This is a genomic window from Flavobacterium polysaccharolyticum (assembly GCF_038739875.1).
GTDB lineage: Bacteria > Bacteroidota > Bacteroidia > Flavobacteriales > Flavobacteriaceae > Flavobacterium > Flavobacterium polysaccharolyticum.
In genome coordinates this window covers 1-21,639 of record NZ_JBCGDP010000020.1, presented here as the reverse complement: position 1 = coordinate 21,639, position 21,639 = coordinate 1, and the positions used below count along the sequence as shown (strand labels likewise).

The 21,639-nt window shown below is 34.0% G+C and carries 21 protein-coding genes; 19 read left to right on the top strand and 2 right to left on the bottom strand.

Going from position 1 to position 21,639, the window contains the following annotated elements; translation table 11 throughout:
• Window positions 1-117: 117 nt before the first annotated feature.
• Window positions 118-1,380 (bottom strand): cysteate-C-fatty acyltransferase, encoded by a 1,263-nt coding sequence (capB, locus tag WFZ86_RS16710; RefSeq protein ID WP_342692988.1) that lies wholly within the window; start codon window positions 1,378-1,380, stop codon window positions 118-120.
• 321 nt (window positions 1,381-1,701) lie between these two features.
• On the opposite strand from capB, the gene WFZ86_RS16705 reads away from it, so the two are divergent.
• The 4 genes from WFZ86_RS16705 to WFZ86_RS16690 all read left to right on the top strand — a co-directional run bounded on the left by WFZ86_RS16705 (window position 1,702) and on the right by WFZ86_RS16690 (window position 6,027).
• Window positions 1,702-2,478 carry an NYN domain-containing protein gene (locus WFZ86_RS16705; protein WP_342692987.1) on the top strand — a complete coding sequence of 259 codons (777 nt, stop codon included), beginning with the start codon at window positions 1,702-1,704 and terminating at the stop codon, window positions 2,476-2,478.
• 23 nt (window positions 2,479-2,501) lie between these two features.
• On the top strand, window positions 2,502-3,080 hold the full coding sequence (locus tag WFZ86_RS16700) for a non-canonical purine NTP diphosphatase (protein WP_342692986.1): 579 nt from the start codon (window positions 2,502-2,504) through the stop codon (window positions 3,078-3,080).
• Window positions 3,081-3,286: 206 nt separating this feature from the next.
• Window positions 3,287-5,170: a DEAD/DEAH box helicase gene (locus WFZ86_RS16695; protein WP_342692985.1), complete on the top strand. Its 1,884-nt coding sequence runs from the start codon at window positions 3,287-3,289 to the stop codon at window positions 5,168-5,170.
• Window positions 5,171-5,259: 89 nt separating this feature from the next.
• Window positions 5,260-6,027 (top strand): carboxypeptidase-like regulatory domain-containing protein, encoded by a 768-nt coding sequence (locus WFZ86_RS16690; RefSeq protein ID WP_342692984.1) that lies wholly within the window; start codon window positions 5,260-5,262, stop codon window positions 6,025-6,027.
• Between the two features lie 9 nt (window positions 6,028-6,036).
• Here the strand turns inward: WFZ86_RS16690 and WFZ86_RS16685 are convergent, their stop codons facing one another.
• Entirely contained in the window at window positions 6,037-6,420 is a 384-nt protein-coding gene (locus WFZ86_RS16685) for a LytR/AlgR family response regulator transcription factor (RefSeq protein ID WP_342692983.1), read from the bottom strand.
• A 222-nt stretch (window positions 6,421-6,642) separates the two neighbouring features.
• Between WFZ86_RS16685 and WFZ86_RS16680 the strand changes: the two genes are divergently transcribed.
• From WFZ86_RS16680 to WFZ86_RS16610, 15 genes are all read left to right on the top strand, one after another.
• A complete protein-coding gene (locus tag WFZ86_RS16680; RefSeq protein WP_342692982.1) occupies window positions 6,643-7,023 on the top strand; it encodes a hypothetical protein in 381 nt (126 codons plus the stop codon).
• Between the two features lie 210 nt (window positions 7,024-7,233).
• Window positions 7,234-8,034, top strand: a complete 801-nt coding sequence (locus WFZ86_RS16675) for an MbnP family protein (protein ID WP_342692981.1) — start codon at window positions 7,234-7,236, stop codon at window positions 8,032-8,034.
• Between the two features lie 273 nt (window positions 8,035-8,307).
• Window positions 8,308-9,348 carry a cytochrome-c peroxidase gene (locus tag WFZ86_RS16670; protein ID WP_342692980.1) on the top strand — a complete coding sequence of 347 codons (1,041 nt, stop codon included), beginning with the start codon at window positions 8,308-8,310 and terminating at the stop codon, window positions 9,346-9,348.
• Window positions 9,349-9,393: 45 nt separating this feature from the next.
• Entirely contained in the window at window positions 9,394-10,356 is a 963-nt protein-coding gene (locus tag WFZ86_RS16665) for a transporter family protein (RefSeq protein WP_342692979.1), read from the top strand.
• A gap of 52 nt (window positions 10,357-10,408) precedes the next feature.
• Window positions 10,409-11,017, top strand: coding sequence for an SCO family protein (locus WFZ86_RS16660; protein WP_342692978.1), 609 nt, complete (start codon window positions 10,409-10,411; stop codon window positions 11,015-11,017).
• Window position 11,018: 1 nt separating this feature from the next.
• Entirely contained in the window at window positions 11,019-11,393 is a 375-nt protein-coding gene (locus WFZ86_RS16655) for a hypothetical protein (protein ID WP_342692977.1), read from the top strand.
• Between the two features lie 43 nt (window positions 11,394-11,436).
• Window positions 11,437-12,303, top strand: coding sequence for a helix-turn-helix domain-containing protein (locus WFZ86_RS16650; protein ID WP_342692976.1), 867 nt, complete (start codon window positions 11,437-11,439; stop codon window positions 12,301-12,303).
• A 6-nt stretch (window positions 12,304-12,309) separates the two neighbouring features.
• On the top strand, window positions 12,310-13,014 hold the full coding sequence (locus tag WFZ86_RS16645; protein ID WP_342692975.1) for a hypothetical protein: 705 nt from the start codon (window positions 12,310-12,312) through the stop codon (window positions 13,012-13,014).
• A 30-nt stretch (window positions 13,015-13,044) separates the two neighbouring features.
• Window positions 13,045-13,326 carry a YHS domain-containing protein gene (locus WFZ86_RS16640; protein ID WP_342692974.1) on the top strand — a complete coding sequence of 94 codons (282 nt, stop codon included), beginning with the start codon at window positions 13,045-13,047 and terminating at the stop codon, window positions 13,324-13,326.
• A 68-nt stretch (window positions 13,327-13,394) separates the two neighbouring features.
• Window positions 13,395-13,592, top strand: coding sequence for a hypothetical protein (locus WFZ86_RS16635; RefSeq protein ID WP_342692973.1), 198 nt, complete (start codon window positions 13,395-13,397; stop codon window positions 13,590-13,592).
• A 128-nt stretch (window positions 13,593-13,720) separates the two neighbouring features.
• A complete protein-coding gene (locus WFZ86_RS16630; protein ID WP_342692972.1) occupies window positions 13,721-15,853 on the top strand; it encodes a TonB-dependent siderophore receptor in 2,133 nt (710 codons plus the stop codon).
• Between the two features lie 21 nt (window positions 15,854-15,874).
• On the top strand, window positions 15,875-16,969 hold the full coding sequence (locus WFZ86_RS16625; protein ID WP_342692971.1) for a PepSY-associated TM helix domain-containing protein: 1,095 nt from the start codon (window positions 15,875-15,877) through the stop codon (window positions 16,967-16,969).
• A gap of 643 nt (window positions 16,970-17,612) precedes the next feature.
• Window positions 17,613-19,058, top strand: a complete 1,446-nt coding sequence (locus tag WFZ86_RS16620; RefSeq protein WP_342692970.1) for a c-type cytochrome — start codon at window positions 17,613-17,615, stop codon at window positions 19,056-19,058.
• Between the two features lies 1 nt (window position 19,059).
• Window positions 19,060-20,409: a c-type cytochrome gene (locus WFZ86_RS16615; RefSeq protein WP_342692969.1), complete on the top strand. Its 1,350-nt coding sequence runs from the start codon at window positions 19,060-19,062 to the stop codon at window positions 20,407-20,409.
• A 161-nt stretch (window positions 20,410-20,570) separates the two neighbouring features.
• A complete protein-coding gene (locus WFZ86_RS16610; protein WP_315139799.1) occupies window positions 20,571-20,735 on the top strand; it encodes a hypothetical protein in 165 nt (54 codons plus the stop codon).
• The last annotated feature ends 904 nt before the right edge of the window (window positions 20,736-21,639 follow it).

The window sequence follows — 21,639 nt, the reverse complement described above, 5'->3', positions numbered from 1 at the left end:
TATAGTGAATAATCACTAATTTTTAGTCCTCATAAAACAAAAAAATCCATTCGTCAAAAACGAATGGATTTTCTATATAACTGCCTACTACTTAACTGTAAACTGAATACTTAAAAATTAAGCTTCCATATCTACTGTAGTACGTGCTGCAATTTCTTTATAGGTACCGTTAACAAGTTTCTCACGAATCGCTTCGAAAGCCGCCAAGGTTTCTTCAATATCTTCTAAAGTATGCGAAGCCGTTGGAATCATACGCAATAAAATAATACCTTTCGGGATTACTGGATATACAACAATCGACAAGAAAATACCGTAGTTTTCTCTCAAGTCGTTTACCATCACCATCGCTTCTGGAATACTTCCTTCTAAGTAAACAGGAGTAATACAAGTGTTGGTATCGCCAATATTAAAACCTTTTTCTTTTAATCCGTTTTGCAACGCATTTACATTTACCCACAATTTATCTTTAATTGCAGAGGATTCACGCAACAATTGCAAACGTTTCAAAGAACCAATCGTTTGGATCATCGGTAACGCTTTAGCAAACATTTGAGAACGCAAATTGTACTTCAAATAATCGATTATATCCTTATCGGCAGCCAAAAAAGCACCAATATTCGCCATAGATTTAGCAAACGTAGAAAAATAAACATCAATTCCGTCTTGACAACCTTGCTCCTCACCTGCTCCTGCACCTGTTTTTCCAAGCGTTCCAAAACCGTGTGCATCATCAACCAATAAACGGAAATTGTATTTCTCCTTCAAGGCTACAATTTCTTTCAATTTTCCTTGTTGCCCACGCATTCCAAAAACACCTTCGGTAATGAACAAAATTCCTCCACCTGTTTCTGTCGCCATTTTAGTAGCACGTTGCAGGTTTTTCTCCATGCTCTCTAAATCATTGTGCTTATACGTAAAACGTTTTCCACTATGTAAACGAACTCCATCAATAATGCACGCATGTGCATCTACATCATATACAATAATATCATTTCGAGTCACAAGAGCATCAATGGCTGACATGATTCCTTGGTAACCAAAATTCAACAAATAAGCCGATTCTTTCATTACAAAAGCAGCCAATTCTTGCTCCAATTGCTCGTGATATTTGGTATGACCACTCATCATACGCGCACCCATTGGGTAAGCTGCACCAAACTGAATTGCTGCATCTGTATCTGCCTGACGCACTTCTGGATGATTGGCCAAACCTAAATAGTCGTTCAAACTCCAGTTCAATATATTTTTTCCTTGAAATTGCATTCTTGGCCCCAATTCTCCTTCTAGTTTAGGAAAAACAAAATATCCTTCTGCCTGAGAAGCCCATTTTCCTAAAGGACCTTTATTGTTTTGGATTCTTTCGAATAAATCTTTTACCATAATATAATGACTTAATACTACATTTTTATTAAGGTGCAAAATTAAATATTTAAAATTTATAATTACTCCCAAAATCCTTTTATTTTACTTAAAAAAACAGCCTTCTCAAGACGATTATTTTTAGTAGCTAAATCCTGCTCTTCATTACAAGCTCTTATGGCTCAACCGAATTTTACTAAAGCACTAGCAGGAGCTTCTTTTAGTCGCTCTGCTAGTACAAGTAAAATACTCGGTTGAGACACAAGAGGCTTTTCATTTCGATCAGGGCTAGGCAAAGTGCTAACCATAAAGTTTGTATCTTTGAACACCAAAGCTTCAAAAATGTCAAACAACACCAAAGAGTTAAAACTAGCCGTCCTAATTGACGCCGACAACGTTCCGTATAGCAACATCAAAGGGATGATGGAAGAAATCACCAAATACGGCACTCCCACCACCAAACGCATCTATGCTGATTGGACAAAACCCAATTCTAATGGTTGGAAATCGGTTTTATTAGAACACGCCATTACACCTATTCAACAATACAGTTATACTACGGGAAAAAATTCCTCCGACTCCGCTTTGATTATTGATGCAATGGATTTGTTGTACTCCGATAAAGTTGATGGTTTTTGTATCGTTTCTAGCGACAGCGATTTTACTCGACTCGCCATTCGGTTACGAGAATCAGGTATGAAAGTCATTGGTATTGGTGAAAAGAAAACGCCAAACGCTTTTATCGTGGCCTGTGATCGTTTCGTATTTATAGAAGTTTTAGAAGGTGCCACCAAAAAGAAAAAACCAAAAGCCACCACTACTACTACTCCAAGCGATACCAAAAAAGTAGTAGAAAAAGAAACGGCTATCAAAATAGACAACCCAACTATTGACCTTATTGAAGATACTATTGATGCTATAAGCGACGATGATGGCTGGGCATTTTTGGGCGATGTGGGAAATCTAATCGTCAAAAACAAACCCGAATTCGATCCAAGAAGTTATGGCTTTAGCAAACTCACTCCTATGCTCAAATCCCTAACTGACATTCTTGAAATTGACGAGAGAGATTCTGACAAGAAAGGAATCAAACATGTTTACGTAAGACTTCGTTATTAATCATTCCCCAAAATCATCAACACATGAAAATAGTATTCGCCACCAATAACGAAAACAAGATAAAAGAAATCCAAAGCATGCTTCCCGAAACCATCACGATAGTGAGTCTTGAAAGCATTGGTTGCTTTGAGGAAATTCCAGAAACCGCTGCTACTATTGAAGGAAACGCTATTATGAAAGCGAATTACATAACCGAAAATTATGGTTATGATTGTTTTGCTGATGATACTGGACTTGAAATAGAAGCTTTAAACAACGAACCAGGAGTATACTCTGCTCGTTATGCTGGAGAACAACGTTCCGCTGAGGACAATATGAACAAGGTACTCCATCTTTTATACAACGAAACCAACAGAAACGCACAATTTAAAACCGTGATTTGTTTGAATCTTAAAGGCAAACAATACTTATTCACTGGTATAGCCAAAGGAAGCATTACTTCAGAAAAAAAAGGCGAAGGAGGCTTTGGATATGACCCGATTTTTCAACCAGAAAATTACAAAGAAACATTTGCGGAACTTTCACTTGAAACTAAAAACAAAATCAGTCACCGTGGCGTTGCAACACAATCGTTACTTGTATTTCTGAATACAACTCATTAACAATCAAAAATGTATCATTTTTTATAACATTTTTTAGAATTTCTCGCTATAATTTCACATCAAAAAGAGTATTAAAAACTTAAATTTCAAAATTCAAAAAGCTAACTTTCTGACAATCAAATCACAATAATTCATTAAAACTTAAAATTACATTAGTTAATCTGAGAAATTAACATTAATTTTGCACCCTATTTTAAAAATACATAATGAACAAATTTGAACAATTAGGATTGAATGAATCGTTACTGAAGGCGATTTTAGATCTAGGATTTGAAAATCCGTCAGAGGTACAGGAAAAGGCGATTCCCCTATTATTGGAAAAAGACACAGATATGGTTGCGTTGGCTCAAACAGGGACAGGGAAAACGGCAGCTTTCGGTTTTCCGCTAATCCAAAAAATTGATGCCGACAACAGAAATACACAAGCATTAGTTTTATCGCCAACACGCGAACTTTGCCTACAGATTACAAATGAACTTAAAAACTACGCAAAATACGAAAAAGGTATTAATGTAGTTGCGATTTATGGTGGAGCTAGTATTACAGAGCAAGCTAGAGAAATTAAAAGAGGAGCACAAATTATTGTAGCTACTCCTGGAAGAATGCAAGACATGATCAATAGAGGTTTGGTAAACATCAAGAACATTGATTATTGCGTACTTGATGAAGCAGATGAAATGTTAAACATGGGATTCTATGAAGACATTTGTTCGATTTTATCAGATACTCCAGACGAAAAAAGCACATGGTTATTCTCTGCAACTATGCCAGCAGAGGTAGCAAGAATTGCAAAACAATTTATGAGCAGTCCTCTTGAAATTACAGTAGGAACTAAAAACTCAGGATCTGCAACTGTTTCTCACGAATTTTATTTGGTAAACGCAAGAGATCGTTACGAAGCTTTAAAACGTTTAGCCGATGCTAATCCAGATATTTTCTCAGTAGTATTTTGTCGTACCAAAAGAGATACGCAACAAGTAGCTGAAAAATTAATAGAAGACGGATACAGCGCTGCTGCCTTACACGGAGATTTATCGCAAGCACAACGTGATGGGGTAATGAAATCATTTAGAGGAAGACAAATCCAAATGCTAGTAGCTACCGACGTAGCCGCACGTGGAATTGACGTAGACAACGTAACTCACGTTGTAAACTACCAACTTCCTGACGAAATCGAAACTTACAACCACCGTTCTGGTCGTACCGGTCGTGCTGGTAAATTAGGAACTTCGATTGTAATCGTTACCAAAAGTGAATTGCGTAAAATTTCTTCTATCGAAAGAATCATAAAACAAAAATTTGAAGAAAAAACAATCCCATCTGGAATTGAAATCTGCGAAATTCAATTATTGCACTTAGCCAACAAAATCAAAGAAACTGAAGTAGATCACGAAATTGACAACTACCTTCCAGCTATTAATGATGTATTAGAAGGTCTAAGTAAAGAAGAATTAATCAAGAAAATGGTATCGGTAGAATTTAATCGTTTTATCAACTACTATAAAAAGAACAGAGACTTATCTAGCCAATCATCTGGCTCAGATCGTCGTGAACGCGACGATAGAGATAGTGCGTCTAGAGGAAACAATAGCGGTGCAACTCGTTACTTTGTAAACATCGGTTCAAGAGATAATTTTGATTGGATGACTTTGAAGGATTTCTTAAAAGAAACTTTAGACTTAGGTCGTGATGACGTATTCAAAGTAGATGTAAAAGAAGGATTCTCTTTCTTTAATACAGATGCTGAACATACTGATAAAGTAATGGACATCTTAAACAATGTGCAATTAGAAGGACGTCGAATCAATGTAGAGATCTCTAAAAATGATGGTGGCGGAAGACGTGACCACAACGGAAGAAGCTCTGGAGGTTTTGGCGGTAGAAGTTCTGCTCCAAGAAGAGAAGGCAACTTCGCTCCAAGAAAAGAAGGCGGATTCCGTAGCGACAGAAACTCAGCTCCAAGAGAGGGAGGATTCAGAAGCGAAAGAGGTAGTGCTCCAAGAAGAGAAGGCGGTTCAACAGAAAGAGCCCCAAGACGTTCTGAAAGTTTTGGCGATAGCCCTAGACCAAGAAGACCAAGAAGAGACTAACATTCCTTTGTTAATTTTCTTATAATAATACTAAGAAACTACAAAATATTTAATTGCGATTTACTACTTTTAAAGCTTTAAATTCGTATATGAGATATTTTGTAGTTTTCTTTTTTATGCTACTTTCAGTTAGCAGTTTCGCACAAGAAACCAACCCTACTTTAAAAGTTTCAGGAACCATCGTTAATGACAGTAATGACCAACCATTATCTTATGCTAACATCATCAATGTCAACAAAGTAAAAGGAACCACTACAGATACTAAAGGAAATTTTGAAATTGAAGTTTCACAAAGCGACACCTTACACGTCTCATTATTAGGTTTTCAATCCATCAAAGTTAGAGTTACAAACGACTGGTTGAAAAATAAAACCACAGTAATTAAACTTACAGAAAAAGCAATAGCCCTTGAGGAAGTGGTTATTAGACCTTTTCACCTTACAGGATATTTAGAAGTAGATTCAAAATTGATTCCAGTAAAAGAAAACTTCAGATATAGTATTTCAGGATTAACTGCTGGTTACGAAGGTGGACAATATTCTCCTGATGCTTTCGGAAAAGTACTTGGGTCGATTTTTAACCCAGCAGATATGTTGTATAACTTTTTTGGTAAAAAACCAAAAGAATTACGAAGATTAAAGGATTTAAAGAAAGACGACACAGTACGCAAAGCCTTAGAGTCTAAGTACGATAGAGAGATGATTGCTACCTTATTAGGAATAGATAAAAATGAAATTCCTGACATCCTCAAACGATGCAATTACTCTGACGCATTTATCCAAACAGCCAATGATTTACAAATTATGGATGCCATAAGTGGTTGCTATGAAGAATATAAAATCTTGAAGAAAAAATAATAATACGTATTACTTTTTTATATTTTTTATGATTCGCTTAGTAGCCTTTTCAACAGCTTCTTTTACCGCAATTTCACTAAATGGTTTAACCACGAAATCTGCAGGATTATACTTTGAAGCTTTAAAGAAATATCCAGGATAAGCTGTAGCAAAAATAATTTGAAAATCGATAGTCTCAAATTTATCCAAAACTTCAAAAATTTGTTTTTCACGCATATTAATATCCAAAAAAACAATATCAGGCTTCTTAGCAACAATCTCTAAGTAGGCAGTTTCCATAGTCTTAGCTACACCAGCTATCTCAAGTTTTAAGCAATGCGTAGAGATAATTTTCTTTAAAATCTCAATGTTGATCATTTCGTCATCAACAAGTACAACAGAATATATGTTCATATTTGGGTTAGGAATAAATAGTGGTATTTTTTATTCTAAATAGTTCTTAAATATAATTAAAAACCTTAACAAAAAAACAAGACAGCATTACATTTATCAAGAACTTATTGTTAATAGAATGAAATAACCCCATAAAACTAGAAAATTGAATTTTGTGAAAATATAATTTTGTAATCTAAAATCTTGTTCTACTTTTGCTCCTCGAAAAACAATACAATTGTTGTGAAAAAAATTGGCGTATATCTTTTAACCCTCACATTGCTATTCCCTATTTTTGGGAATCTAGTGATATACACCCAATTTAAAGCCAATCAAGAGCAAATCATCAAAACCATTTGTGTACAACGAAAATTAGTTACCAATACTTGTAACGGACGTTGTGAATTACAAAAAAGCCTAAAACAATTTGATGAGAATGAGAAAAAAATGGAAAACATTCTGAAAGAAAAAGCAGATTTTGTTTACCTCATTCATTCGAATCCTACAGCATTCACAAGTAACACCGCTATAACTTCAACAACCAAGTTGAACGTTTTTCATACGTCTGGAAAAACCATTTCCAAAACAAATTCGACTTTCAGACCTCCCTCCTTTTTACTATAATCTTATTCAAAATCCATTTCAATCTCAATTGAAAGGCATTGACTTGTATTAAAATACAATGTCTCGCAATGATTGCCTCTGAAAGATTTCGTGCGTTTTAATTCGAAAATGCACCAATCTCATTTCAAAAAAGAACATATATCAAGTTCTTTTTCGATACAATCATGCAAAAAAAAACAAATGAATATCATAATAGTAAAAAACCAACTCATGAAAAAATATATTTTAAAAGCAACTCTAGCTTTAGCAGCAATAGTAACTATAACCGCATGTTCTAACGATAACGACGAAGCAATCAATGGAACAGGTTCTTTAGCACTTGAATTTGACAATGCTTTCAAAGCCAACGATCTTATCCTAACTTCACAAGCGAATACAACAGCCAACAACGAAGTGTTGAAAATCAGTACCGTAAAATACATCGTAAGTAACATCGTTTTGACAAAAGAAGACGGAACAACGTTCACTTACCCAAAAAGCGAAAGCTACTTCATTATAGACGAAGCTACTCCAGCTAGTTTAGAAGCTCAATTAAAAAACATTCCAGCAGGTAATTATACCAGAGTAAAATTCGGAATTGGGGTAGACAAAGCACAATGGGAACTTGGTGCCACAGGACAAGGCGATTTCTTAGCCAAAGCACAAGCAGCAAAAATGATGTGGAGCTGGACTGCAGGATACAAATTCTTAGCTTTCGAAGGTACCTTTACTTCAAGTACAGTGACAACTCCTACTTCGTTTATGATCCACACAGGACAAACAGGAACCGATTACAACTACACTGAAATCACTTTGGATTTAGCTACCAAAGCATTAGTTAGAACCAACATTACCCCACAAGTACATATCATCACAGATATCTCTAAAGTGGTAGACGGAGCCAATACTATCAAATTGACAGACAACAATATGAACGGTATGGGTGCTATGATTATGAGTGGTTCAAAATTAGCCTTAATTACCGCTAATGTTAACCAAATGTTCAAAGTAGATCACGTTCATAACGACTAATCCACTTCACAAAAAGCGATTGAAAGTCGCCATCTATTAAGAATAAGGAGCGAATCATCAGGCATTTTTGTCAACAAGATTCCCGCCATCATTCCAAAACTTGTGAGCTGAACACCAGCTCACAAGGTTTTCCCTTCTGTCGGGGCTAGAAGACCCACACTTAGGATACTTTGGAAACATTCAAACGAAAATCGCTTTCAATCGTTTTTTTACCAAAATCGCTAACCAAAGTTATCGCGATTCCTTTTTTAATAACAAAATGTACAAATACAAATGAAAACAAAATACCTATTGTTGTTCATTTTTCCTATTCTTTTGAGTTGTTCAAACGACAACGACGAAGACTATCAAAATGTACCCATCAACTTCAAAGTCCCTTCAAACTTTCCGCCAGTTGCCTATAATTTTGCCAATAATCCGTTGACCGAAAAAGGATTCGAATTAGGAAAAAAATTATTCTATGACGGACGATTGGCTTCAGACGGAATCGTTTCTTGTGGTTTTTGTCACGAACAAGAAACAGCGTTTACGCACCACGGACACACCGTAAGTCACGGAGTAGACGGCGCTGTAGGCACTCGAAATACGCCTTCCATTCAAAATTTAGCCTATCAAACTACCTTTATGTTTGATGGCGCTACCAATCATTTGGACTTACAAGCCATCATTCCTTTTACCAGTCCAATAGAAATGAATGGCGATTTCAACAAAGCGCTTGCGATGATGAAAAATGACCCTGAATACCGAAAGTTATTCAAATCCGCTTTCACTGACGGATTAATTAATTCTGAAAATATGCTAAAAGCCTTGGGACAATTTATGGTAATAGTAACCTCAAGCAATTCAAAATTTGATAAATTCAGAAGAAATGAAGGTGGCATCACACTCACTACGAGCGAAAAAGAGGGCTATGCTGTTTTTAATGCCAAATGTGCTTCTTGTCACGCTACAGATTTAATGACCGACCATTCTTTTAGAAACAATGGCCTGCCCGTAAATCCAGCAGTAAACGATGTGGGACGTTACCGAGTAACAGAACTAGCCGCCGATTTATATAAATTCAAGGTACCAAGTTTAAGAAACATCGAAAAAACAGCACCATATATGCACGACGGACGCTTTGGAACACTAGAAGCCGTCTTAGATCATTATGCCAATGGTGTTGAAAATTCAACAACTTTGGATCCCCTTTTAAAACAAAACGGAAAAATAGGTATTAGCCTTTCTATTCAAGAAAAAGAACAACTTATTGCCTTTTTGAAAACACTAACCGATTACGAATTCCTTACCGATAAACGATTCTCGGAATTTTAAAAAGTTAGCAAAAATTGTCAATACAGATAAAAACAACCCATCAAAATGAAAAAAATATACCTATTAGTTCTTGTTTTATGTCATCAAATAGGATTCTGTGCAAAGACAGAAGACCCAATTTCGGGATTCACCTTTCAAAAGATGCTTATAGAAAGCTATGACGATTTTTGTGATGCTTGTGGCTGTTCAGCAAGTGGTGGAAGTATGGGGTTCAGTTCTATGCTGAACTCTAATTTTGTGGGAATTCGGTATTTTTATCAAAGTTACTCTAGCCAAGACGGCATATTTGCTAATTCGCCTTGGGTAGATGAACACTTTAATACCCTTCAACTTTGGAGTAAAATTCCCGTTACAGAACAATTACAACTTTCGCTATTAGTTCCTTACCAGTTTCACAACAGAGAAAGAACCACTGGCAATGAATCCATCAAAGGTTTGGGCGACATCACCCTGATGGGATTGTATACTATCTATAAAACTCACAAAGACAGCACTCTTTTGATTCATAAATTACAGCTTGGAGGTGGGGTAAAAATGCCTACTGGGAAGTTTAACGAAACCAACAATGCTGGCAATATCAACCAAAGTTTTCAAGTCGGAACTGGGAGTTGGGATTTTTTATTAGCTACAGAATACATCCTCAAAAAAGGGAAATTAGGATTGCATACTATGGCCAATTATACCGTAAAAACAGAAAACAAAAAACAATACCAATTTGGAAATCAGTTCAATTATGGCAGCACACTGTTTTATTTATTTGATACTTCCGCTGTTCAATTTGTACCTCAATTAGGAATTGCAGGAGAAGTTTATGCTACCAATAAACAGTATGGGTTGAATTTACCTAATACTGCTGGAGATGTTTTGTTTAGCAAACTTGGTCTAGAACTAGGAAAAGACAATTTTTCTCTTGGAATTAATGCTATGCTACCTATCAATCAACACTTAGCCAATAATAAAATGGAAGCCAACTATCGTTGGAGTATTAACTTGAATTATAGTTTATAAAAAACAAAAGCAAAAAAGTTAAAAATGCATTACCATTCTAAACGCTTGAACAATGAAAAAAATAATCTTATTCTGTATCCTTTTTTTATTCGCTTACTGCACTCCTAAACAGGAGCAATTGCCTTATTTGGGAGACCCGATAAAGAAAGGAAACAAAATCGATTATCCAACGATAAGTCCTTTTCGTTTTTTGGATCAAGAGGGAGAGCTGGTAACCAATTCAACACTGAGAAGCAAAATTTATATTGCTGATTTTATCTTTTTAAAATGTCCAACCATTTGCCCAAAAATGAATATGCAATTAAAAAGAGTGTATGATGTTTTTGAAAAGGATAATGAAATTATTTTCGTTTCGCACACTATCGATCCTGAAAACGATTCAATTCCTGCACTAAAAGCCTACGCAGATGCTTTGAATGTAAAAACAAACAAATGGCTCTTTTTATACGGTCAAAAAAAAGAAGTCTATGAATTGGCCGAAAAAAGTTATTATGCTAAAGCTTATAAAGATCAAACTGCCCCAGGAGGATATGTGCATAGCGGTGGTTTTTTGTTAGTAGATAAAAAAGGACATATTCGAGGTGTTTATGACGGCACCGATACTAAAGATGTGGATCGTTTGATAAAAGAAATCATTATTTTAAAAAAAGAAATACGATAAATTGAAAAGAGGCATTATATATATTATTGTATTGGCTACCTTTTTCCAAAGTTTTTCTAACTTATGGATTATAGGGGCTTTTTATGTCAATCAAGATTATATTGCTCAAAATCTATGTATCAACCGTTTTGATAAAATACCACTTTGTAATGGTAAATGCTACTTAAATACCAAACTTAGTAAAAACGAAAGTAAGGAAGAAAAAATCCCAAATATCAAAGAAAAAGAGACACTATTGTATTTTAATTTTCAAAAAACAATAGCATTTACAATTACCATTACACTTGAAATTCGTCAAAAAATAGTTGACTTGAATGTCTCAAAAATTAGAGCGCCTTACCTTTTTGCTATCCTCCAACCTCCAAAATTGGCTTAACTTATTAGTACTATTTTATTATTAATCAAGTTAACTCATACCTATGCAAACAGGAATTTTACCAGTATGCAACCTTGATATATTTGATGAAAAATTAAAGCACTTATGGATTGATAACCTTTGGAATCTTTTGGAGCGATTTCCTAGTTTAGAATATCCACACAAAAATAATTTTTACACTTTGCTAATTATCAATGAAGCCCAAGGGGAAATTGAAATTGACAATGAAAAAATAAATCTTATCGATGCAAAAATTATCATCATCAAACCTCGTTGCATAAATAGTATCGAAATAAATAATAATGCCTCAGGAAAAATAATCTGTTTTTCAGAGGATTTTTTCTCATTGCGATACAACAATAATATTTTAAATCAATTCTCTTTATTTGATAGAGAAGCAAAAAAATCGTTTCGATTAACCGAAAATAAAAGGCAAAAAATAGATTTATTGCTTGAACTAATGCAGGAAGAATACTTGCAACAAAGGAATGATGCGAACAAAGTGATTCGCTCTTATTTGAATATCTTTTTATTTGAACTAGAGCGATTCTTTAAACCATTGGGAGTAAGTAAACATAAAAATCTAAAGCAGGATAAAATTCAACTTTTTGAAAAACTGATAGAAAATCATTTTGTGACCAAAAAATTACCTTCTTGCTATGCCGATATGTTGAATGTGAGCACTAATTATTTAAATAAACTTTGTAAAGAAGAAACAGGACAAACCGCTGGTGATTTGATTCGAAAGCAAATTGTGATTGAAGCGCAAAGACTTCTTCATTATACCAACTTATCGATCAATGAAATTGCTCAAACCATAGGATTTGAAAACACATCCTATTTTGTTACTTTTTTCAAAAAACAAACCTTAGTAACTCCTGAACAATTTAGAAAAGACAATAGCCATTAAGAGAAAATGAGTACAGCAAAAACTATTAGAAAAACACATCGTTATTTAGGACTTTTCACGGGAATTCAATTCCTACTTTGGACCATTAGTGGTCTCTATTTCAGTTGGACTGATATTGATGATATTCACGGTGATCTTTATAAAATCACAAAAAAAGAAAGATCTTTTGAGCATTTGATCGGTTTCTCTGAATTTCAAATCAAGGATAAAATAACCTCGGTTGAACTCAGGGATATTACTGGAACTCCATATTACTGGATCAATAACAAACAGTTAGTCAATGCCTATACAGGTATTCTAAAAAACGGAATAACTGCAACTGAAGCCGTCTCCATAGCAAAAGAGCATACTATCAAGAGCTTAAAAGTAAAAGATGTTGTACTCCTAGAAACAGTAGGAAAACATCACGAATACAGAGAAAAAAAAGTCCCCGTATATGTGATTAGTTACAAGGGAAATGATGCCATCAAAGCTTATGTCTCAAAAGAGGATGGAAAATTTCAAACCATACGACACAGTAAATGGCGAATCTTCGATTTTCTTTGGATGACACACACTATGGATTACGAAGGTAGAGATAACATCAACACGCTTACTTTGCGCATTTTCTCATTAGTTGGCTGCTGTACTGTAATAAGCGGTTTTGCACTTTACTTTAACAGCTCAAAAACTATAAGACGATTAAAAAGAAGGATTTACAAAAAGCAATAAAAACCATACCTATAACTTAATGAAAAAACAATGAAAAAACTAATCTATCTAGCTGTCCTAGGTACAGTATTGAGCTGTAACAAAAAACAAGAAGTTGTTGTTGAAGAAAAAGCTACTACTGTACTTGAACCTAGCAATCCTCTAAACCAATTAAAATACGACAACAAAGTTGATTTTTATTGCAAAATGGATATTGTCAAATTTGGAGTAAGCGACACCCTTCATTACAAAGGAAAATTATATGGCTTTTGTGCCAAAATGTGCAAAGATGAATTTTTAAAAAATCCTGAAATGTATCTGGCTAAAAAGTAAAATAAAAGAATTGAAAAACAAAATAGAGCCAATATTGGACTAGTGCAGGAATTACAGCAGGTATTGATATGAGTCTTGCAATTGTTCGTGAAGTTCGTGGCGATGAATACTTAAAAATAACAATGCTGGATTTAGAGTACGATCCAAAGCCACCATTAGAAGGAGGTTCGGTAACAAATACCGACAAAGAAACTGTAAAAATGATGGTAGCAATGTACGATTCAATGTTTGGACCAGTATTGGACAGTATAAAAAAGGGAAAGTAAAATAGTTTGGTTAAAAGAGTAAAATAGTAGCGTGAAAATTTCAATTCGTATTGGAATAACCTTTCATTGTTAAACCAAAATGAAAGAGTGCTTTCACTCTAATAAAATTATAATTATAAAATTACAAAATGAAAAAAAAATTTTTTATTGCACTGGCTTTAGTAGCTTCAGTACAAATTTATGCACAAGAAAAAGACAGCATCGAAAAAAAATATACCTTAATGGACGAAGTGATTATTGAAGGAGTCAGAAAGTCTAAGGATGTATCAAGCGAATTGGCTTCAAAACTTCCAATTAAAAATTTAGAAAATCCGCAGGTTACCGCTTCGGTTTCGCCACAGCTCATTAAAAATAGAAATTTTTACACTCAAGGTGAAATGCTACAAAATGCCACTGGTGTTGTCCCGAGCTGGGCTGGTATTTCCCCATATTATTCCATTAGAGGATTTCGTACTCGTTCGAGCTTCAGAAATGGGGTTAATGGTTATGTCGCGTCTGATATGGATCCTGTCAGCATAGCTCAGCTAGAGGTTATCAAGGGACCAAGTGCTGTTATTTTCGGAGGCGGTGGCTCTACAATGATAACTTTTGGCGGACTCATTAATCGTATTACCGTAAAACCGCAGGATAAAGCATTTGCCAATATCAGTGTGTTGGGTGGCTCTTATGATCTGCAAAGGACAACACTTGATGTTAACAGTCCTCTTGACAAAGACGGGAAGATTCTCGCAAGACTAACAGGAGCTTATACTTACAAAGGCTCTTTTCAAGATCAGGGTTTTTCAAAAACTTTTTTTGCTGCTCCAAGTATTTCTTATAAGGTTAATAATCAAATGAAGATTCAGCTGGATGCCGAAATTTTAAACAAAACGGCTACTAATAACTCACTGTACCAAGTGGCTTTAGGCAATGCTAAATCCTCCGAGGAGCTGAATTTGGATTACTTCCATTCCTTCCAGGACAATACTGTAACTTTGAACAATAAGGCGGTAAATATTTATGGAAAAATTATTTATCAGCTTTCACCAAACTGGAAATCTGAAACCAATTTAATTTCAATAAATAATAAAACTCCAGGAGATTATATACGACTGCGATTGGATGATAACAGCCAAAATGTTACCAGAAGAGTATACAGAATGTACCCAGAAAATATTACCAGCCAGCAAATTCAACAAGATTTTGTTGGAAATTTCAATATTGGAAAAATCAAAAACCGACTTGTTACTGGAGTTGAATATTACCATTATCTCTATGCTATCAGTAGTAAATCTATGAATTTTACCAAAGTTCCAGCAACTGGAACTGATAGTCAAAACGCTTATTTTAATAATGAGTATATTGCTGCTCAATTAGCTTCAAAACCTTATGGAGAAAATTATAAAGCAGTTCAGGATCATTATTCATTTTATATTTCGGATGTTATTAATCCCCTTGAGAATCTTAGCCTGATGTTGAGCGCAAGAATAAATCATATTGACAACAAAGGTACGCAGGATTTATTGACAGCAACCACAACTGCTGATTACAAACAGACTGCTATTTCTCCAAAATTGGGAATAAATTATCAAATCATTCCTGAAAAAATTGCATTATTTGCTAATTATATGAATGGTTTTCAAGCCCAAGCACCTCAATCAGTAAATGGTGAGATGACCAATTTTCAGCCCGTTTATGGAAATCAATGGGAATCGGGAGTTAAAATTTCTCTGCAAAAGAACTTACTGGATGCCGTTTTAAGTTATTATAATATAGATGTAACCAATGTGGTAAGGCAAGATCCAAATAATACCGCATCTTATTTACAAGATGGTAAACAAAATAGTAAAGGTTTTGAAGCTGATTTAGAATCAAATCCAATCAAAGGATTGTTTCTGCATGCAGGTTTAGCTTATAACGACAGTAAACTTATCGTTTCCGATGCTCTTACTCAAGGCTTAAGACCCGTAGATGCTGGTCCTAAACTTTCCGGAACCTGGTATATCAATTATGCTCCGCAGTCAAAAGGTTTAAGCGGTTTTTCTTTAGGTTTGGGCGGGAGTCATTATGGTAAAGACTTAATTATCAATAATACTAATGGTTCTTTTTCTACTGATGCTTACACCTTAATCAACTCTGTTTTAAGTTTTGAGAAAACAGGATATGTTTTTTCTCTTTCTGCTAATAACTTGCTTAACGAGCACTATTGGTATGGAGGTCGTGGTATGATTACGCCAGGAATGTTACGTGAGGTAATCTTATCTTTTAAATTGAAATTATAAAGCGCTATTTTTAAACTTAAAGTGAAAAAAATTACAAAAATATCATTTAAAATTCACAGTTACCTCGGATTAATTTTCGGGGTACTGTATCTGTTTTTCGGAATTTCGGGTGCATTACTGGTTTTTCAAAAAGAGATCGAGTATTTCAATAACCCGCCAATGCACTACTGTGCAAAGGGAAGCAATTCCATTTCATTAAACGAGATGTATTATAAAGTTTCGGAAAGGTATCCTGAAGCACGACAGATTATGCTGCATACTTTTCCAAGAAGTACCTGTGATACATACGAATTTATGATTTATAATTATCAGGATAATGTGGCCCATAATTATCTCTACTGCTGTATGGTTGACCCTTATAGTGGAAAAATTGTAAGAGAAGGAGATTTTAGTTCTCTTCAATCCCCTTTTTTTCGCTGGCTCTATCTTGCGCACTACTCGCTTTTAATTGATAAACCAGGCAGACTCATAACTGCCATTTCGGCCATTGCTTTACTGATAAACTTGATTACCGGTGTGATTATTTATCGTAAAAAAATATTTACTACACTTACATTCAAAGAGAAGTTAAATCGTAAATCTGCCAGAACCTTTAATTCATCACTCCACAGAATTATAGGTGTCTGGACTTTGATGCTTAATTTCATTCTTTTTTTTACGGGTTTCTGGATGAATAAAAGTCTTTTTTTACCCGCAGAATGGGAAATAATTCCCAAAAAAGAACAGCATTACAAGGTAAAAGCAAATATTGATCAAGTGATAAAACATGCTAGCGAAATTCCGAATTTCAATCCAATAGCTGTAAAAATAGCTAATGATAAAAAAACTGAAATAGTAGTAAGTGGTGAGTTTTCTGATACCAAAAATCCGCTTTATTTTGGCAAAGGCAGTGACGTTTATTATGACCGTGATAGTGGAAATTGGCTAAAAACTATACGGATTGAAGAAAAACCATTTTCCGACCGTTTTTATTGGATGATGAAACAGCTTCACCGAGGTGATTATGATAATATTTTTATCAAAATTCTTTATGTATTTGCCGGATTTAGTCCTGCGATCCTTTCTATTACTGGATTTTTTCTTTGGAAAAGAAAAGGCAGAAAGCAAACGGATTAATGGTATGAAATCTGGTATTTATACTATTTCTTAAAGTACCTAAAATATTTATAAATGCACAGTAGTTGAGTTTTCTATTTTTTTAAATTACAAGTATTTAATTTAGTTAGTCATTTAGCACCATCAAGATTAGACTTTATGAAAGTATTTGAAGGGCAAAGCATATTAAACTATAAATTTCTAGATGATAAAATGTGTGTAAATAGCAAAAGTGAGAGTTTATGTAAACCCTCACTTTTTTTATTTACATTTTAGTATAGTTTCAAAATTGTAAACGTTCCTGCTTTTTTTTACTGTTTTGCTAAATACTTTTGCTATTATAATAGTTCTATTTCTTGTAGGATTATAAAAAACAAGAAAAAAAATTAGTGAATTTTAAAAATATGGACTGTGAAAAAATTACACTATTTTTTATTTGCATCATTTCTATGATTAATTAGAAGCCCAATGGTTAAAAACTATTGGGTTTTATTATTTAAAATAAAAACTTTAGAATTGAAAATCTAAATCAACTAGTATAAATAACAACAAATTAAGCACTTTTATCATACTAAGCAGGAACGTTTTTCGAAACTTCCTGCTTTTTTGTTTCTAGCAAGACACGAAATACTAATAGAAATTTGTACCATCAAAATTATATTTTATGGATTTCCCAATGTTTCATTTAGATTGGCTTAATAATAGAATGCTTATAGCCATTATTGCCATTCTTCACGTTATTATTAATCACGGTTTAGCTGTAGGATTTATGCCTTTTGTGACTTGGCTAGAACAAAGAGGTGTTTCTAGAAGTGGTAAAGATCAAATTACCGATCTAGAATGGGATGCTATGGTGTACAAAATTATGAAAATCGCCTTCATCATCACGACAACTCTTGGCGCAATGACTGGCGTAGGAATTTGGTTCTCTGTTGCGCTAGTTAGCCCAGCTTCAATAGGAAGCTTAATTCGAGTTTTTTATTGGGCTTGGTTTATAGAATGGTTAGTTTTTGTAACCGAAGTAATCTTAATTATGATCTACTTCCTTACTTGGAAAAACAGCAACAGCACCTTAAAAGCCAAACTAAGACATATTAATTTTGGTTGGTATTTGAGTATTTTCTCTTGGATAACAATGGCTATTATTGTTTCGATTCTAGGATTTATGATGGATCCAGGGAATTGGCAAACTCATAAAAGTTTACTAAACGGCTTTACTAACCCAATATACTTACCTCAACTCCTATTTAGAACACCAACGGCTATGCTAGTCGCTGGAATTTTTGGAATGTTTTTAATCACAATTTTTACTAAATCAGGAAGCGAATTGCGATTAAATGCTGTTAAATACGCTTCGAAATGGTTGTTGCTTTGGGCTCCTATTTCGATGATGGGCGCTTTTATCTACTATAAAGCTATGCCTGATGCTATGACAGCAAATATGAGTACTGCTGTAGGTACAATCACATTTTCTCAGTATTATGATTTGTTAAAATACTTTGTGGCAGCTGGTGTAGGATTTACATTAATTGTTGGAATACTTGGGATTTATAAAACAAAAGTATTAAAACCCTATATTGTTATTGTACCCGTAATTACCGCTATTGCTTATTTAGGTTTCTTTGAAAGAGTGCGCGAATTTATAAGGAAACCATATGTAATTGGACAATATATGTACTCCAATCTTTTGCTGGAGGATGATTATGTAGTGTACAAACAAGATGGAGTTTTGAAACACGCCACCTATACTTCTGTCAACGAAATCACAAAAGACAATAAAGTTGAAGCGGGTAAAAACGTATTTGTAATCGCTTGTAGCAGATGCCATACTTCTCAAGGAGTAAATAGTGTAGTATACGTTTTTGACAGAATGTATGGTGGCAGCGGAAAGCCTTTGGATATTGCCTCAATGGCTGCTTATATGCCAAATATGCATAGCGGTAGAACATTTATGCCAGAATTTCCCGGAAATGAAAAAGAAGCAGAAGCACTTGCAACTTACATTAAATACTTACAACAAACTGGTGATGTTTTAGAGGGGGTTCAAGAAGAAGGGATTTCGATTAACCCAAACAATACCGCAGCTGCATTAATTAACAAAAACAAATAAAATGATTCATAGTTTACTTATAGCCTTACAAAACGTTACCCCTGTTCCAAAAGATATTCCGTTACCGTTACCTCTTCCTGAATGGCTTTTGGTTGTCTTACTTGTAGTTTCATTTTTAGTTCATCTTCTGTTTGTGAATCTTATGGTCGGCGGATCCCTATTGACTCTTTGGTCACAAATTAAAGGATTAAAAAATAAAGAATATGACATTCTTGCTCACGAAATAGCCGCAACTATAACGGTAAACAAAAGTATAGCCGTAGTAATGGGAATTGCTCCCTTATTAAGTATCAATGTACTGTATACTATTTACTTTTACTCTGCTAATGCGCTTACTGGATTAATGTGGTTAGCAGTAATCCCATTAGTAACCGTGGCATTCTTGTTAACCTATTTGCATAAATACACTTGGGAAACATTAGAAAATCATAAAGCTATTCATATTTCAATTCTTGCAGTCGCAGTAGCTATATTCTTGTTTATTCCTTTGATCTTTTTAACCAATATTAACTTGATGCTTTTTCCTGAAAAATGGAGTTTGGTCAAAGGCTTTTTTAGTGCGTTAACTTTACCCAATGTATTTCCAAGATACCTTCATTTTATTTTTGCTTCATTATCTATTACTGGTTTGTTTTTACATTGGTATATGGGTCGCAAAAATTACCCATTCGAAACTATTTTTCCAACGTTTACAAGATATGAGCTGAAGAAAAAAGGATATTCATTGGCTTTGGTCGGATCGGTTATTCAATTTTTAATAGGCCCAATTGTGCTTTTAACCTTACCTTCAAAAGGATTAGGTTGGAATTTGGTTTTTGTCATTTTAATTGGAGCTAGTATTGCTCTTCCTGCAATGTGGATGATGTGGAAAGGAATAAAAGGGGATGAAACTACCATTGATAAAGATTTCAAAAAAGTATTGATATTAATGACAATTACTGTAGTTTTTATGGGATCTGGTCGTCAAATTTATCGTTCCAATGCATTAGAAAAACACCGTGAGTTGGTTCGATTAAAAACCAATGAATTTCAAGAAATTAAAAAAATAGCCATTGCCAAAAGTAAAGAGGCTAAAGCCAATGAAAGCAATGCTAATCTTTCTGGTGCCGATAAAGGGAAAGCAGTATTTAATCAATACTGTGCTGCTTGCCACAAACCCGATGTGAAATTAGTTGGCCCACCAGTAAAAGAAATGGCAACCATCTATAAAGGGAACAAAGGTGACTTACAAAAATGGATTAAAAACCCAGGCAAAAAAAGACCTGACTACCCTCAAATGCCAGGGTTTGAGTCACAGTTATCACAAGAACAATTGGATCAATTATCAGAATATATTTTAACCATAAAATAAGAAATGTCAAAGTTGTTCTACATAGTACCAATCATTGCTATGCTCATTACCATCAGTAGTGTGATGGTTTTGAATGAAAAAAACGCCAAAACACAGTTAATTAATAACAAAAGAATCTTAATAGTAGACTCTTCAAAAAAAAATAATTTAAAAAAATAAGTATGACACAAGTATTAGCCATTATGATAATTGTATTTGTAGCATTATCAATTGTTTTTTTATTAAAAATAAAAAACACTTCGCTTAAAATAACAAAAAGTAAAGAATTGAACAACGAGGAAAACAAACTTGAAAAAAACTATCAGTTCATTAAAGGTCTTTTTTAAATATCAAAATCCAATCTTACTTGAAAAACTCTAGTCGTAATGAGTTGCTTTTCCATAATTAAGCGTTTCAAAAAGATTGGTTTTACTACTACCTTGCTGCAAAAAAGCAAGGTAGTAGTTAGTATAGATCATTTCAGCATAATATATTCGTTAAAAAGTGTCCCCTGAATTTATTTAGAAATGATCTCTGAAAACCCTGTTGCTGCTGACACACACAGGGTTTTCTTTTTTATTACATATCAATTTCTTAAATTTTAAATAGCAATTGTAGTACCTATTTAACCCATTTGAAAACTCCCAATTGCATCTTGTAATTGGGAGTTTTTTTAAAGTACTGACAACACTAAATTAAACTACCTTTACTAGATTCTCTAAAACAAGTAATTATGGCAAAAAGTCTAAATGCTAAAAAAACAGCAAAAAAAGAACCGCTAAAAACAGCGAAAGAAAAAAAAGAAGAAAAACGAGATAAAAAAAATAGTCCCAATAGAGACTAGAAAAAATGAATTAGCAGCTTTTTTAATCTATACTACTAAAAGCTGCTAATAAAGTAAGTAGGCTCTGTTGAAAAATCAAAAATCATTGAATTTATTGTTGCTTAGAAGTTTTTTTACAATAGTAAGTCCAAGGAAATTCTATAAAATGTTTCAAACCCCTTGCAATTGATAGTTGAATCCTCCGTCTATTTACAAATATTCTATTTTTGTTTAGTACATGACAAAATTACATTTTACTAAAAATCAATAATATACAAGTTAATTAATTTGCAAAAAAGAGTGATATTTCGTACATTATAGAATTATTACGACATAATTTTTATAATGAAGAATACCTGTCTTGAGGGTAAAGATACAGAGCTTATTTCAGTTTTACAAGGTCATTTCAAAGGGAAACTCAATTTAGC